The 15,296-nt window shown below is 42.6% G+C and carries 11 protein-coding genes; 10 read left to right on the top strand and 1 reads right to left on the bottom strand.

The annotated features are described in order from the left end of the window. Positions 1-14: 14 nt before the first annotated feature. From AC1DXF_RS04690 to AC1DXF_RS04665, 6 genes are all read left to right on the top strand, one after another. Positions 15-1,937 (top strand): M1 family metallopeptidase, encoded by a 1,923-nt coding sequence (locus AC1DXF_RS04690; RefSeq protein WP_477446627.1) that lies wholly within the window; start codon positions 15-17, stop codon positions 1,935-1,937. A gap of 117 nt (positions 1,938-2,054) precedes the next feature. Then, positions 2,055-2,303: a hypothetical protein gene (locus tag AC1DXF_RS04685; protein WP_477446625.1), complete on the top strand. Its 249-nt coding sequence runs from the start codon at positions 2,055-2,057 to the stop codon at positions 2,301-2,303. Between the two features lie 179 nt (positions 2,304-2,482). Then, a complete protein-coding gene (locus AC1DXF_RS04680) occupies positions 2,483-2,956 on the top strand; it encodes a hypothetical protein (protein ID WP_477446623.1) in 474 nt (157 codons plus the stop codon). Between the two features lie 46 nt (positions 2,957-3,002). Beyond that, complete coding sequence (locus AC1DXF_RS04675) at positions 3,003-4,217, top strand: glycoside hydrolase family 88 protein (protein WP_477446621.1); 1,215 nt, start codon at positions 3,003-3,005, stop codon at positions 4,215-4,217. 27 nt (positions 4,218-4,244) lie between these two features. After that, on the top strand, positions 4,245-4,847 hold the full coding sequence (locus AC1DXF_RS04670) for a TMEM175 family protein (protein ID WP_477446619.1): 603 nt from the start codon (positions 4,245-4,247) through the stop codon (positions 4,845-4,847). A gap of 155 nt (positions 4,848-5,002) precedes the next feature. After that, entirely contained in the window at positions 5,003-5,644 is a 642-nt protein-coding gene (locus AC1DXF_RS04665; RefSeq protein ID WP_477446617.1) for a sigma-70 family RNA polymerase sigma factor, read from the top strand. Between the two features lie 48 nt (positions 5,645-5,692). Here AC1DXF_RS04665 and AC1DXF_RS04660 read toward each other — a convergent pair whose 3' ends face one another. Then, entirely contained in the window at positions 5,693-5,893 is a 201-nt protein-coding gene (locus tag AC1DXF_RS04660) for a hypothetical protein (RefSeq protein WP_477446615.1), read from the bottom strand. 430 nt (positions 5,894-6,323) lie between these two features. Between AC1DXF_RS04660 and AC1DXF_RS04655 the strand changes: the two genes are divergently transcribed. From AC1DXF_RS04655 to AC1DXF_RS04640, 4 genes are all read left to right on the top strand, one after another. Beyond that, positions 6,324-7,538 (top strand): FecR family protein, encoded by a 1,215-nt coding sequence (locus tag AC1DXF_RS04655; RefSeq protein WP_477446613.1) that lies wholly within the window; start codon positions 6,324-6,326, stop codon positions 7,536-7,538. A gap of 352 nt (positions 7,539-7,890) precedes the next feature. Beyond that, a complete protein-coding gene (locus tag AC1DXF_RS04650; protein ID WP_477446611.1) occupies positions 7,891-11,241 on the top strand; it encodes a TonB-dependent receptor in 3,351 nt (1,116 codons plus the stop codon). A 23-nt stretch (positions 11,242-11,264) separates the two neighbouring features. Then, complete coding sequence (locus AC1DXF_RS04645) at positions 11,265-12,770, top strand: RagB/SusD family nutrient uptake outer membrane protein (RefSeq protein ID WP_477446609.1); 1,506 nt, start codon at positions 11,265-11,267, stop codon at positions 12,768-12,770. Between the two features lie 93 nt (positions 12,771-12,863). Next, positions 12,864-15,152, top strand: coding sequence for a GH92 family glycosyl hydrolase (locus AC1DXF_RS04640; RefSeq protein ID WP_477446607.1), 2,289 nt, complete (start codon positions 12,864-12,866; stop codon positions 15,150-15,152). Positions 15,153-15,296: the final 144 nt, after the last annotated feature.

Below are 15,296 nucleotides of genomic sequence, written 5' to 3'. Positions count from 1 at the left end.
TTTTCATCCCATTTATGTTAATCGTTTTAGCGGTTTGCCAATCCTTCGCGCAATCGCGATATCAGCCATCGGCATTATTTCCCGCCTTGCCGCTGTTGCCCCCCGGTAATGAATACCGTACCGCCACCGGTGAACCCGGACCTGCATATTGGCAAAACCAGGCCGATTATGTGATAGATGTAGCCCTGGATGATCAGAAGAACGTGGTTAGCGGAACGGCTACCATAACTTATACCAATAACAGCCCTAAAGCGCTATCGTCATTATGGCTGCAATTGGAGCAAAATGTTTTTAAAAAAGATTCAAGGGGCATAAAATCAAAATTGTTCCTTTATAAAAACCCGGAAGAAGAAACCGCCGATGGGGGATACGATATACAGGCAGTAAAGCTGAAGGAAGGAGTGATTAAAGGCGACATTAAATATAGTATTTACGATACCCGGATGGAGTTGACATTGCCCCAGCCCTTAAAAAGCGGGCAAAAAGTAACCTTTAGCGTTCAGTACCGTTACAATTTTCCTCAAAACTATAAAAATGCCGATTTCCTGGTTAACCGTACCGATATCCTGCCGACCAAAAACGGCAACATTTACGCGGTTGCCCAATGGTACCCGAGGATGTGCGTATTGGATGATGTGGAAGGCTGGAATACCTTGCCTTACCTGGGTAACGGCGAATTTTACCTGGAATACGGTAATTTTAACGTGAACATTACCGTGCCCGCGGGCTATATTGTAGAGGGCTCGGGCGATCTGCTGAACCCTGAAGAGGTATTAACCCCTGTACAGCTCAAGCGCTGGCAGGCAACTAAACAAAGCGAGGCGCCAGTATTTATCCGTTCGGCTAAAGAAGTTACGGAAGCTTCGTCGCGGCCTGTAAAAGCTACAAGTACCTGGAAATACAGGATGGATAATACCCGCGATTTTGCCTGGACGGCCTCGAAGGCGTTTATTTGGGAAGCCTTCAGCTTCCCGGTAGCTGGGGGTAAAAAAGTGCTGGGAAGTTCGCTGTACCCGGTTGAATCCGACAAAAAAGATAGCTGGAAACGGTCATCAGAATATATCAAATTCACGTTGCAGCATTTTTCGGAAAAGTGGTTTACTTACCCATACAATAAGGCGGTAAATGTGGCATCCAACCTGGATGGTATGGAGTACCCGGGGATGGTATTTTGTTCGGCCAGGGATACCGGTAACGCGTATTTTATGGTGGTAAACCACGAATTGGGCCATACCTGGTTCCCGATGGTAGTGGGCGGCAACGAGCGAAAGTACGCCTGGATGGATGAAGGTTTTAATACCTTTATTGATAACCTGGCTGTGAAAGATTTTAATAAAGGCGAGTTCAGGGGCTATGCCGAAATATACAGCCCGCTTGATACGCTTTTTTCGGAACGGGTAGTGCCCATCATTACCCGGCCTGATGCGATACCCGGCGATATGGTTTTCCCGGTCCAATACCAAAAGGTAGCCTATGTGCTAACCCTACTGCGTAACCAGGTAGTTGGCCCCGAAAGGTTTGATAAAGGTTTCCGCAAGTATATTGCCGATTGGGCTTACAGGCACCCTACACCCTGGGATTTTTTCAGGAGTATGGATAGTTCGGTAGGCGAGGACCTTAGCTGGTTTTGGAAATCGATGTTTTTAGAAAATTACCGCCTTGACCAAGGGGTAACCAAAGTAGAAAACCTGGCAAGTGACAGGGCGCAGATCACCATTGAAAACCTGGAAAAAGCCGCCATGCCGTTGGTGGTTGAACTAACTTACGCCGATGGCTCGACAGAGCACCGCGAATTCCCGGTAGAGGTATGGGAATATACCGGCATCTACACATTTACAGGCAACAAAAAAGCGGCGGTAACTAAAGTAACCATCGATCCGGATAAGCTCTATCCCGATGTAAACAGGGGAAATAATACATATGAGGTGAAAAAGTAAATACGGGTGGCGGTTGTTTAAAAGGTGTTTTATTGCCCCTTATCAATAACAATTAAATAACATACAGTTAAATTGATGTTGATGCCCGGCCTTTAAATTTAGGGAAGAAAAAAACCAATGGACCGTATCCTTTTCCCTCGCAGTAATTTTGATGATCTTCGTAGTTGCCCGATAGATAAACTGGAGGAGGATATTTCCCGCACATCTATCCGCTTAAAACTACAGGGCAACCTGGCGACAGATCATGAGCGCGAACGTTATAAGCAGGAGCTGGATAAGCTAAGCGTTTTTAAATACATAAGCCAGCTGCGAAAAGGGAAACTCAGCTATGAGGATTTTAATCAGAAGGTTGAATTGACGTCCTGAAGAGGCTAAAAACTCTCTTCGTAACTAAGGTATTATGAAGCCGATAAATACCAGGCCAATGCGATACTACCGGCTAACGGCTGGTTTTATGTTAAAGTGATAGTTATACCGTACAAATTGGTATTTGTTTGAATTTCAGGTATATTTATTGGACAAACCGATATTTATTTACGCAACCAATGCCAGTTTTTAACAGGGATAAGTTTCTAAAAAACAGGCCGGTCATTATCATTTGGTCGACCTGTTTTATAGCGATCGCTATTTGGTACACCTGTGTTTATGACTGGGGACCCAGGGGGATTTTACATCTTAAAGATACGCATCCCGAAATGATGCTGGCAAAGCTGGATGCCGGTAAGAGCCAACCCAATCCCGACTCGGTACTGTTAATCAAATCATTACTTCAAAAGTTGGCCGCTCAGTCTGGCGAATCCATGGATACAATCGCCGCTTCAACCAAAGGCGGGCAATATTTGATATTAAAGATGTATAGCAAGCGCCGAAGCAGTATTTATATTATGCAGAGGGTAGATATTTTGAGTAAAAGCGGAAAGAACAGCAAGCAAAATTTTTGGCTGGGCAAAGCGCAATATTTTGATAAACTTAAAATTGTTTTGATGCTGGAAGGTTTACGAGATAAATTTGGTTCTTAAAATTCAAACCAAAATATGCAACTTTATTGCCAGCCAAATTATATCTATGAAATTCAAAATATTGCCCGCCCTAGCCTGTACTGCTTGCTTAACCGCGATAGCCCTTTTTAGTAACGCCCAACCGGCTTTTAAACCGCAAAAGGACCTTTCAAACACCCTCAAAAAAAACTTTATTACCGCAGATGCCCAATACAAACTATTAGCAACAAAGATAGGACCGGAGGAGTTTCCGAAAACGTATCATCCCGATAAGGATAAACAGGAAAACAGCAACTCGGGCTGGTGGTGCAGTGGCTTTTATCCCGGCAGCCTGTTGTTTTTATACCAGGAAACCAAAGATAAACAGCTGCTTACCGAGGCTAACCGCATTATGGGGGTATTAGCTAAAGAGCAGTTTAATACCCATACCCATGATTTGGGTTTTATGATGTACTGCAGCTTTGGCAATGCCAACAAAATTGAGCCAAAGCCGGAGTATAAACAAATATTGATTAACAGCGCCAAATCCCTCTCTACAAGGTTTAACCCAACAGTAGGTTGTATCAAATCATGGGATTCAAAACCGGGCGATTATTTGGTGATCATTGATAATATGATGAATCTGGAGCTGCTTTTTTGGGCAACTCATGAAACGGGCGATTCCAGTTATTATAAAATAGCGGTTACCCACGCCAATACCACCATGAAAAATCATTTCAGGCCCGATTTTAGCTCGTACCACGTTATAAATTATGATGCCCAAACAGGTGCAGTAAAAGAAAAGAAAACTGCCCAGGGCTTCGCTAATGAATCGGCGTGGGCAAGGGGGCAGTCATGGGGTTTGTATGGTTATACCGTTATGTACCGCGAAACTCATGATAAAAAATATCTTGACCAGGCGCAAAACATCGCTCATTTTATATTGACTAACCCCAATTTGCCGGCAGATAAAATTCCATATTGGGATTACAATGCCAGCAACATTCCCAATGCTTTAAAAGATGCATCGGCGGCTTCTGTCATGGCCTCGGCCCTGCTTGAATTATGCCGGTATAGCGATGCGAAAAAAGGGCAACAGTATTTTGATGTTGCACAAACCATATTGAAAACACTTTCGGCACCCCCTTATGTGGCTGCCGCGGGTGCCAACGGCGGTTTTATTTTGCAGCACAGCGTTGGCCATTTCCCTGCCGGTACAGAAATTGATGTCCCTTTAACTTATGCCGATTACTATTTTATTGAGGCAATGCAGCGTTACCTGGCATTTGGCACAAAAAAATAACTTACTTTTAGCTGTATAAATTATAAAATGGCATTAGGTAAAGGTAGGTTAGAGGCTTTCAGCGATGGCGTTATTGCCATCATTATCACCATTATGGTGTTAGAGATGAAGGTGCCCCACGGCGATAGTATTGAGGCGTTAAAGCCGCTTATTCCTGTTTTTATGACCTATGTATTGAGTTTCGTTTATGTAGGTATTTATTGGAACAACCATCACCATACCCTGCAGGCCGTAAAATCAATAAATGGCAAAACGCTGTGGGCCAACCTGCATTTGCTGTTTTGGCTATCGTTAATACCATTTGTAACCGGGTGGATGGGCGAAAATCACTTTGCCAAATGGCCAGTAATGTGTTACGGTTTTGTTTTGCTTATGAATGGTATAGCTTATTCAATCCTGGTAAAAAATCTGGTTCGCCATCACGGCGAGCACTCTTTGTTGGCACAGGCATTTGGCGAAGACTGGAAGGGTAAAATATCTGTTATTTTATATGCCGTAGCCATTTGTTTATCATGGTTTAGTGCGGTTGGGGCACTTGGATTGTATGTTTTAGTTGCCGGCATCTGGTTTATTCCCGATAAAAGGATCGAAAATAAACTTACTCATCATGATACTGACAACCAGCTATAAATAAACCTGAATGCTAAATAATATCAACTAAATGCATTTAGTTGATGGAAAAGTATAAACTATTTCGCAATTTCGTAGTTGTAGTAGTGTTTTAACCTAAGTGATTTTTATTGCATTTTAATTAACCATTATTTGCCACTACTATACGTTTACCTATGTTGGATATTGCTTATAACCATGAGCCGGAATTGCTTACCAGGGCAGCGCCACAACATCATGACAAGGATTTGCTATTAAAAGTAGCGGAAGGGGATGAACATGCTTTTCGCTGTTTGTTTATTATGCACCATCAGCAATTAGGCGTTCATATTCATCGCATTACCAACTCAATGGAACTGGCTGAAGAAGTGGTTCAGGATGTTTTTTTGAAAATATGGATGGCGCGCGAAACCCTTGCGCAAGTAGAGGATTTTAAGGCTTACCTGTTTGTTATATCAAAAAACCATGCCCTTAATTGCCTCAAAAAGCTGGCGAAAGAAAAGGTACAGGCAAAAAAACTGGAAGAGAGCAGTCTTGGTTTGATCATGGACGATCAGCAGGATAACTTATATTACAACTTATTGGATGAAGCAATAGACCATCTGCCATCGCAACAACAAAAAGTGTATTTGCTAAGCAGGCACAACCGCCTTAAGTATAACGAAATTGCCGATCAGCTTAAACTCTCCCGCGAAACGGTAAAAAAATACCTGCAAATAGCCACCACCTCTATAACCGATTACGTACGCAGCCATTTGGATGTGTATCCGGTTGTATTACTGGCGATAATTTATTGGGTAACAATGAAAAACAAATAAAAGAAGAGGGGAATTTAGGTGAAAGAAGGGGTTAAAGATCAAAAGGATTTAGCGCATATCGCTTAATTGCTTATCAACATCGTTTATTGCCTGCGAAGACATTGCCCCTTTGTATTTACTTACGAAATCATCAGAATTAGTATCGGCAACCTGTTTGTTATTTCTGACACGGATAATTTTAAGCATCTCCAAATCTTTTAATAGGTTTAGCGCTTTGTCGTTTAAAATATCTATGGTTACTGTTGCCATGATAACAAATTTAATGAATATTATTAATAATTACGATCATCGCAACAGGCCGTCAGGAATGCCGCTTTTAAAATGAAGGCACCTACGGAGCCTGGTTTTTTTGTGCACTTTGCTATAAACACGTGACTCCTCTGGAGTCAATAAATTCACCAACTATTTTCAACTCCAGCGGAGTTGCGTGTTTATAGCTAACGGATCCCGTTTTTTTTGGCTCCATAGGAGCCTCCTGTTTTTTCCTTGGTCTAAAAGCGATTCCCTGAGCAGATCGTATGCATTGACGATTAGAGCACATATATATATTCCCATTCAAGGTTTTTTTATTTTTTTTCAAAAGCGATAGCCCCTTTTTTATCGCATTTATTGTCTTACATGTGAGTTAACCCCAAACTCGGCATTTACCAATTTATAATATGAATTAACATCTACCTGTATGAGTGCATTTAATGCAAGGCTTAACTACCTGTTTAATAGTTATTACCACCAAACTGCTACGCAGCAGGAGCGGGATGAATTGTTTGAAATCATCAATTCATCTGCCAACGATGCGGAGCTTGCTGCACTTATTCATGAAGCCTGGAACAGCCTTGAAGTAAATGAGCCGCTTTTTGATGCCACAAAAAGTATGGATATGCTCAACAACATCCTTCAAAACAAATCAAACCCGGATAATATACACCCCATAAGGCCGCCAAATAAAAACCAGTTATGGTTAAAAGTTGGTGTTGCAGCCGCTATGATGGTGTTTGTTGGCTTTGGTGCTTATGTATTAATTAACCAACATAAAACTGCAGCAAATAAACGAGCCCAGGCCAGGCTAAAGGCGGTGCCGGCGCATGATGTTTTGCCAGGTGGCAACAAGGCTGTGCTCACCCTGGCCAACGGTAAAACCATAACGCTGGATAGCGCAAAAAATGGTTTGCTTGCTAATGAAGGCACTGCTCATATCAAAAAAACACATGATGGCGAGCTAGTGTACGAAGCAGGTGAAAATGAAAGCACAGATGTGCCTGCCGCTATGAATACTGTATCTACCCCGCGCGGCGGCCAGTATCAGCTGGTATTGAACGATGGAAGCAAGGTTTGGTTAAACTCGGCATCGTCGTTAAGTTTCCCTGCAGTATTTAAAGGAGCAACCAGGGAGGTTGAAATTACAGGCGAGGCTTATTTTGAAGTGGCCAAAAATGCAAAGATGCCATTTAAAGTAAAGGTAAATAATACCGTTGTTGAAGTGCGTGGTACCCATTTTAACATTATGGCTTATAATGATGAAGACGCTATGAAGACAACGTTGTTAGAGGGATCTGTGAAAATCAGCAACAAACAATTTACTGGTCTTTTAAAACCGGGCCAGCAAGCGTTACTTAAGCAAAACGGGCCCATAAAAATAACTTATGAACCGGATGCCGATGATGCCGTTGCCTGGAAGCAAGGAATATTCCAGTTCAGGGACGCAGGTATTGAGGCCATTATGAGGCAGGCCGCGCGCTGGTACGATGTACAGGTGAGCTTTACAGGCAAAGTACCGGCAAAAGAATTTACCGGCCGTATTTCGCGCAATGTAAAAGCATCCGAATTAATGGGGATGCTAAAATATATGGGTGTGAATTTTAAAATTGAAGACAAACATATAACGGTGCTGCCCTAAATAATCAGCCTCAATTAATAACCAATTTATATACAAATTAATCAACAACCAATTACTCACTTTTAAAAAAGCTATGATGGAAGAAATACCAAATGTAAGTTAGCCCGGGCGGGGCTTGCATGGTAAAATGGTTTGTTACTTATGTTAAAAAAAACGTAATGACGCCGAAGATTTAACCAACAAAAAAACCGGGAAGTATTCGCAGTACTTTCCCGGCTAAGCATCTGGGCCCCAAAAAAATGCAATCGACGAATTGAAAGTTAATGTTTAACCCAAACTCTACAAACTTATGAATTTTAATTCTAAGGCCACGCCTTTGGTATGGCCCCAATTATCCAAAATAATTTTAGCTATGAAGCTAACAGTTATTATTATGGTGGCGGTACTTACCAACGTAAGTGCTAAAACCTACAGCCAGGTTGTTACCCTGCACCAAAAAAACGCAAGTGTCGAAAAAGTTCTTCGTTCTATTGAAAAACAAACTGGCTATCATTTTATGTATGATAAGCAGGATGTATCCAAAGCAAGTGCAATTAACATCGAAGTTGCCGGTGTTTCATTGGAGCAGGCGCTTGACCTTGCTTTTAAAGACCAGCCTTTAACCTACAAAATTTTCCAGGAAACCATTGTGGTTAAAAAGAAGGATGAAGTTAGTACACCAGTCGCTGACATCAAAGTATCAGGCACCGTGTCTGACTCAAAAGGCCCCCTGCCGGGCGTAAGCATTAGGCTCAAGGGATCTGACCAGGGCACCCAAACGGATGTAAATGGTAAATACACATTAAACGCACCCGAAAACGGAACACTGGTATTTAGCTTTGTAGGCTATACAACACAGGAAGTTCCTGTTGGCGGTAAAACTACTTTAAACGTGGTGCTGGCCGAATCGCCAAAAGCCTTAAGCGAAGTGGTTGTTGTGGGCTATGGTACCCAAAAGCGGGTTGATTTAACAGGATCTGTTGGTAGCGTAAGCGCTAAAGGTTTGCAGGAAAGGCCACAAACCAACCTGGAGCAGGAATTATCAGGCAAAATTGCCGGTGTAAACGTTTCAACAAACTCCGGCGCCCCAGGTGGTAATACAAAGATCAGGATTCGTGGTTACAGTTCCATCAACACCCGTACAGATCCTTTGTACGTAGTTGACGGTGTGATATGGACAGAGGGCGGTAACGCTATAAGCCCTAATGATATCGAGTCGGTTGATGTGTTAAAGGATGCATCATCAACTGCTATTTACGGTACACGCGGTGCAAACGGTGTTATTTTGGTTACTACCAAACGTGGTAAAAAAGGAGAGGGTACAGTAAGCTATGATAGCTACGTAAGCGTAGGCCACATGGCAAAAGAGTTGCCCGTATTAAATTCAGCCCAATTTATGGCTGTTGAGGATCTGTCATATGCCAACATTAAAAAATATGACCCTACCGGCTGGGCATCCGGTAAATATGCTGATCAGGATCCGGTTAAATTGCGCACTGCCTTAATTGGTAAGTTATTTGATTCAAATCTTAAACCGTTATATGATGTGGATTGGCAAAAAGCTACCACACGCAATGCGGTAAGTCAAAATCATAACCTGACTTTTACAGGTGGATCAGACAAATTAACCTACGGTTTATTTTTAAACTATGCCAATGATCAGGGTATAATTTTAAATAGTTATTTAAAACGCTATAATGCCCGGTTAACCATCGACAATCAAATTAAATCATGGTTAAAAGTTGGGGCTACTTTAAATTACAATGCCCAGGATCAGCGTACTGCTGATGATGGTACCGGAGGTAACAACATTCCGCGTATGTTAATTGAGATGGTGCCGTTTATCCCAATTAAATATCCTGACGGAACTTATGGTAAACGTACAGATTATCCAAACTTAGAAGGCGGCGATAACCCGGTAGCCCAGGCCAACGAGATTGAAGCACTTTACCGTAAACGCATTTTTAGCGGCAACAGTTACCTTAATATAAATATAATACCGGGTCTTGAGTTTCGCAGCACCCTGGGTATAACAACATCTGCCAATTATAATCCTCACTTTCAAAGTGGGTTAGTTGGTGGTTCTGTAGCAAGCCAAACAAAAAGCTCTGCATCAATTGATGAGCAGAACAATACTTTTTGGCAATGGGAAAATCACTTTACTTATAACAAGACCTTTAACAAGGTGCATACTATTAACATAGTTGCAGGTACCGAGCAGCAAAATTTTCAGCAAACCGGGTTAGGCGCGTCTACCAGTAACCTGTCTGATAATTATTACCAGTACTATAATTTAGGTGCAGGTTCTATCCCTGGTATCCCTTCTTCAAATTATGATGCATGGCAAATGCGCTCTTATTTTGGACGTTTAAATTATAACTACAAAGAAAAATACCTGTTAACAGTAACTGGCCGCCAGGATGGTTCTTCCCGTTTTGGTACAAATGTAAAAACCGGCTTTTTCCCATCGGCGGCTTTCGCATGGAGGGCATCGCAGGAGGATTTCCTGAAGGATAACAAAACTATTTCTGATCTTAAATTCAGGTTGAGTTATGGTTTAACAGGTAACTCCGAAATTGGCGAGTACCGCTCACAGGCGCAAATTGGAACGGTTAACTACGTGTTTAACGGTGCGCAGGCTATAGGTACCCAGCAAACTACCATTGGTAACGAAGATCTTTCATGGGAAAAAACCGCCGAGTTTGATCTTGGTTTCTCTGTAGGTTTATTTAACAACCGTGTTAATATTGAAGCGGATGCTTATTTAAAGAAAACCAAAGCCTTGTTGCTTAACGCGCCATTGCCGGAAACCAGCGGTTTTAACAGTGTTTACAAAAACATTGGCAGGCTGCAAAACAAGGGTTTGGAGTTAACTATCAGTACACAAAATATCAAAAGCGAGGATTTCTCCTGGAATACTTCATTCAATATCTCGTTCTTAAAGAATAAAATATTGGCTTTGGGTGCGTCAAACGATGATATATTTTTGTCGCCAACCTTCCTTTCACAATTTAACCTGATGCGTGTAGGTTTACCTGCAGGTAGTTTTTACGGTTACAAAGTGTTGGGTACATGGGGCACTTCCGAAGCATCGCAAGCTGCAATATTTAACAAATTACCAGGCGACCTGAAAATACAGGATACTAATGGCGATGAAAAAATTACGGCTGATGATAAAGTGATCCTGGGTAAATCGATACCAGATGGATACGGAACATTAAGTAACACCTTCCGGTATAAAAACATCGACTTAGGTATCGATCTGCAATTTAACTATGGTAACCAAATCATGAACCTAACCCGCCACTCAGGTCAGGATCGTACAGGTCAGGCTAACAGCTACGCCACCGTTTTGAATGCATGGACACCAACCAATCAAAATACAAGCATAGCCGAAGACAGGCCAGCCTACGTGTATTACCAAACAGAAATCTATTCAACCAAAGTTGAAAGCGGCAATTTTATCCGCGGCAGATCGGTAACCCTTGGTTATACTTTCCCAACTGCTTCAATAGCTAAAATTAAATTGAGCAGGTTAAGGGTGTATGCGCAGGCTCAAAACTTGTTTGTTATAACCAAGTATACTGGCTATGATCCCGAAGTTTCTACCTATGGTTATGATCCTAAGAATCCTAACAATAACAGCAACTTTAATCAAAGCATCCAGTTTTACGATTATCCAAAACCAAGAACCTTCCTGCTTGGCTTAAATGTTAGTTTCTAATTTAAACGTTAAAACATACTATTATGAAGTTTAATTTAAAAAAATACCGAATTGGTTATTCATTACTGATTCTCACTATAATGCTTGGTAGTTGCAAAAACGAACTTGTTGAAAAAAACAAAGGCGGTTTTGTAAAAAGCAATTATTTTACCAGTGCAAACCAGGCGCGTATATTTGTTAATGGTATTTACCAAAAGCTTTACATGTTTCAAAATGGCGATGCCTACGGCGAAAGTCCGTTTATTACCATTGAGCTTTTTGCAGGTCATACTACATCATTAGGGCAGAGTGTTAATAATAACAACGTTATAAACAATCGTACCGACGCGGTTAACCCGGGTTTTGAGGATGTATGGCAAAATAGCTATGGCGCCATAGCAAATGCCAATGTGGCGATAGCAAATATTCCGCCAATAACCCCTTTTGCCGATGCCGATAAAAAAGCTTTATTAGGCGAAGCCTATTTCTTAAGGGCGTTTTTTTATTATCACCTGGTTAGGTTATACGGCGATGTACCATTAATTACCGAACCGGTTACTATTACAAGCCCCAATCTTTACCCTGCGCGTACAGCTGCCGCCGCTGTGTATGATCAGATCATCAGCGACCTAAAAGCCGCGGAAGCATCGGGCCTGCCTGAGTCTGATAAAACAGGTAAGGTATCGTTAGGTGCAGTGCGCACTTTGTTAGCCAGTGTTTATTTAACTACAGCTGGTTTTCCGCTTAAAAAGACTGCGAATTATGCTTTGGCTGCTGCCGAAATATTACCGGTTATAAATGGTACCGCATACACTTTGTTTGATAAGTATGATTATCTGCATGACAATGCACACAAAAACCAGGGCGAATTGATATTTCAATCCAACTACCTGGTTGGTGTAGCCACAAACGCCATCCCGCAGTTAACAGTTCCATTTAACTTACTGGTTGGTGTATATGGCGATCACCTTGGGGCGATGATCCCTACCAATGCGTTTTTTAACAGCTATGAGGCAGGCGACTTACGTACAAAAGAAAGGCAGTTTTATTTTTCAAGTTACCCATCATCTAAAGATGGTACTATTATCAACTTTGGCGAGCATGCCCTTTACAAATATTTCCACGTAGAGAGTGCTACAGGTAATGGGCAAAGCGATGAAAACTGGACCTTTTTGCGCTTGCCTGAAGCTATGCTGATTTATGCAGAAGCAAGCAACGAAGCAGAAGGAGCGCCAAATGCCACGGCAATTGCCCAGGTAAACAAAATACGCGCACGCGCACAGCTGGGGCCGATCGGGGCACTAAGCCAGGACGCCTTCCGCAAAGAGGTTTGGAAAGAGCGTTATCATGAACTGGCGTATGAAAACAAAGCTTATTTTGACATACAGCGTACCCACCAGATTTATGATGTTATCAACAACACGTTTGGCGATGCTACATCAACCAAAAACGAGCAAAATGTAATCATGAAAGCTCAGTATTACCTGTGGCCTATTCCACAGCGCGAGATTAGTACTAATGCTAAACTAACCCAAAACCCAGGATGGTAAAATAGAATTGAATATTTAAATATAAAAGACCGGCCAATGCAGCTGGTCTTTTATATTTACAGGTAAATTGAAAAATATTAAATGTCGCCCCGAATGAAGAAAAACATTGTACTCATAGGTTTATTATTAATGGCTGCTACATGTGCCATGGCGCAGCAGGTAAATAAAGTAACCGACCCTGTTGAATACATTAACCCGCTGATGGGTACCGACTCGCATTATGACCTATCCAACGGTAACACTTACCCGGCGATAGCACTGCCCTGGGGTATGAACTTCTGGACACCCCAAACCGGTGTAATGGGCGATGGATGGGCTTATACTTATGATGCCCATAAAATACGTGGCTTCAAACAAACCCACCAGCCATCACCATGGATGAATGATTACGGGCAGTTTGCTATCATGCCGGTAACCAGGCATTTAAAAGTATCGCAAAACGGCAGGGCAAGCTGGTTTTCGCACAAAGCCGAAACAGCGAAGCCTTACTACTACAGCGTTTACCTGGCCGATCATGATGTAACTACCGAGATTACTCCGACCGAAAGGGCAGCCCAGTTCAGGTTTACCTATCCCAAAACTGATAGTTCTTTTATTGTGATAGACGCGCTGAACAAAGGGTCATACGTAAAGATTATTCCCGGCGAGAAAAAGATAGTAGGTTACTCTACCAAATACGCCCGCGGCCCGTTAAAAAACTTTAAAAACTATTTTGTTATCTATGTAGATAAGCCCATAACTCTGGCGCAAACCTACAGCGATACTACTCTGAGCAATGGCCTGGAACTGAAGGCCGAGCATGCCAGCGCTTTAATTGGTTTTGCAACTACCCACGGCGAGAAAGTGCATCTGCGCGTAGCGTCGTCATTCATCAGCATTGAACAGGCCGAATTGAACCTGAAAAGAGAAGTGGGCAACGACAGCTTTGATGTAACCAAGCAAAAAGCTAAAGACGTTTGGAATAAAACCCTTAGCCGCTTAACTGTTGAGGGCGGCACTATCGACCAAATTCGTACTTTTTACTCCTGCATGTACCGGATGGTTTTCTTCCCGAATAAGTTGTATGAGATAGACGAGAAAGGAAATATTGTACACTATAGCGCATCTACAGGTAAAGTATTCCCCGGTTATAAGTTTGCCGGTACGGGCTTTTGGGATACCTTCAGGGCGCTGTATCCGTTCCTGAATCTGGTTTATCCTTCGATCAATAAAGAGATGCAGGAAGGTCTTATTAACGACTATAAAGAAGGCGGCTGGCTGCCGGAATGGTCGAGTCCCGGATATTCTGCTGTAATGATAGGCAACAACTCTGCATCTGTTGTATCCGAAGCCTACTTAAAAGGTGGCAAAGGTTATGATATCGAAAAACTGTACGAGGCCCTGGTACACGGCGCCAATAACAAAGGCCCTGCTGCAACCGGCCGCGAAGGGGTGGAGTACTACAACACATTAGGCTATGTGCCTTATGATGTTAAGATAAACGAAAATGCAGCCCGTACCCTGGAGTATGCTTACGATGATTTCACCATTTATAAATTAGGTAAAGCCTTAGGCAAACCTGCTGCTGAAACAGATGTTTACAAAAAGCGCAGCATGAACTACAAAAACCTGTTTGATCCATCAACCGGGTTAATGCGCGGTAAAAATAAGGATGGTTCATTTGAAACGCCTTTTAGTCCGTTTAAATGGGGCGATGCCTTTACCGAGGGCAACAGCTGGCATTACAGCTGGAGTGTATTCCACGATATCCAGGGCCTGATAAACCTGATGAGGGGCAAAAAGCAATTTGTAACCAAGCTCGACTCGGTATTTACATTACCACCAGTTTTTGACGATAGCTATTACGGCGAAACTATCCACGAAATCCGCGAGATGCAGATTGTAAATATGGGGCAGTACGCCCACGGCAACCAGCCTATACAACACATGATTTACCTGTACAACTACGCCGGCGAACCATGGAAAACCCAGCTGCATGTGCGTGATGTAATGAACAAATTATACAAAGCCACCCCTGATGGCTATTGCGGCGATGAAGATAACGGGCAAACTTCGGCCTGGTATGTATTCTCGGCTATGGGCTTTTACCCGGTAACGCCGGCCAGCGACCAATATGTGCTGGGTGCGCCTCTGTTTAAAAAGATAACCTTAAAGCTCGAGAACGGCAAAACGGTAACTATCAATGCCGCCAATAACAACTACGCCAACAGGTACATCAATACCATGAGTGTAAACGGCAAGCCTTATGATTTAAACTGGTTAAGCCACAGGGAATTGTTAAAAGGCACATCCATCAACTTTAATATGGCCCCAACGCCTAATAAAGCAAGAGGGGTAAAGGACAGCGATGTGCCTTACTCCTTATCAAACGAAGCCCCCTAATCCCCTGAAGGGGGAACGATGGCGGGTTTAGTTATTAAATAAGGCTCAATAACAATTATGTCATTGCGAGGAACGAAGCAATCGCGAACTATATAGGTGGACCTGTACAGTTCGCGATTGCCACGCTGCGCTCGCAATGACATG

This window comes from Mucilaginibacter sp. P2_A5 (genome assembly GCF_056404995.1).
The sequence above is the reverse complement of the archived record's forward strand: the minus strand, read 5'-3'. Positions and strand labels throughout refer to the sequence as shown.

Excerpts from the sequence above, each read along its gene's own strand:
- AC1DXF_RS04690 (WP_477446627.1), top strand. The coding sequence starts at position 15 with ATGTTAATCGTTTTAGCGGTTTGCCAATCCTTCGCGCAATCGCGATAT.
- AC1DXF_RS04685 (WP_477446625.1), top strand. The coding sequence starts at position 2,055 with ATGGACCGTATCCTTTTCCCTCGCAGTAATTTTGATGATCTTCGTAGT.
- AC1DXF_RS04680 (WP_477446623.1), top strand. The coding sequence starts at position 2,483 with ATGCCAGTTTTTAACAGGGATAAGTTTCTAAAAAACAGGCCGGTCATT.
- AC1DXF_RS04675 (WP_477446621.1), top strand. The coding sequence starts at position 3,003 with ATGAAATTCAAAATATTGCCCGCCCTAGCCTGTACTGCTTGCTTAACC.
- AC1DXF_RS04670 (WP_477446619.1), top strand. The coding sequence starts at position 4,245 with ATGGCATTAGGTAAAGGTAGGTTAGAGGCTTTCAGCGATGGCGTTATT.
- AC1DXF_RS04665 (WP_477446617.1), top strand. The coding sequence starts at position 5,003 with ATGTTGGATATTGCTTATAACCATGAGCCGGAATTGCTTACCAGGGCA.
- AC1DXF_RS04660 (WP_477446615.1), bottom strand. The coding sequence starts at position 5,893 with ATGGCAACAGTAACCATAGATATTTTAAACGACAAAGCGCTAAACCTA.
- AC1DXF_RS04655 (WP_477446613.1), top strand. The coding sequence starts at position 6,324 with ATGAGTGCATTTAATGCAAGGCTTAACTACCTGTTTAATAGTTATTAC.
- AC1DXF_RS04650 (WP_477446611.1), top strand. The coding sequence starts at position 7,891 with ATGAAGCTAACAGTTATTATTATGGTGGCGGTACTTACCAACGTAAGT.
- AC1DXF_RS04645 (WP_477446609.1), top strand. The coding sequence starts at position 11,265 with ATGAAGTTTAATTTAAAAAAATACCGAATTGGTTATTCATTACTGATT.
- AC1DXF_RS04640 (WP_477446607.1), top strand. The coding sequence starts at position 12,864 with ATGAAGAAAAACATTGTACTCATAGGTTTATTATTAATGGCTGCTACA.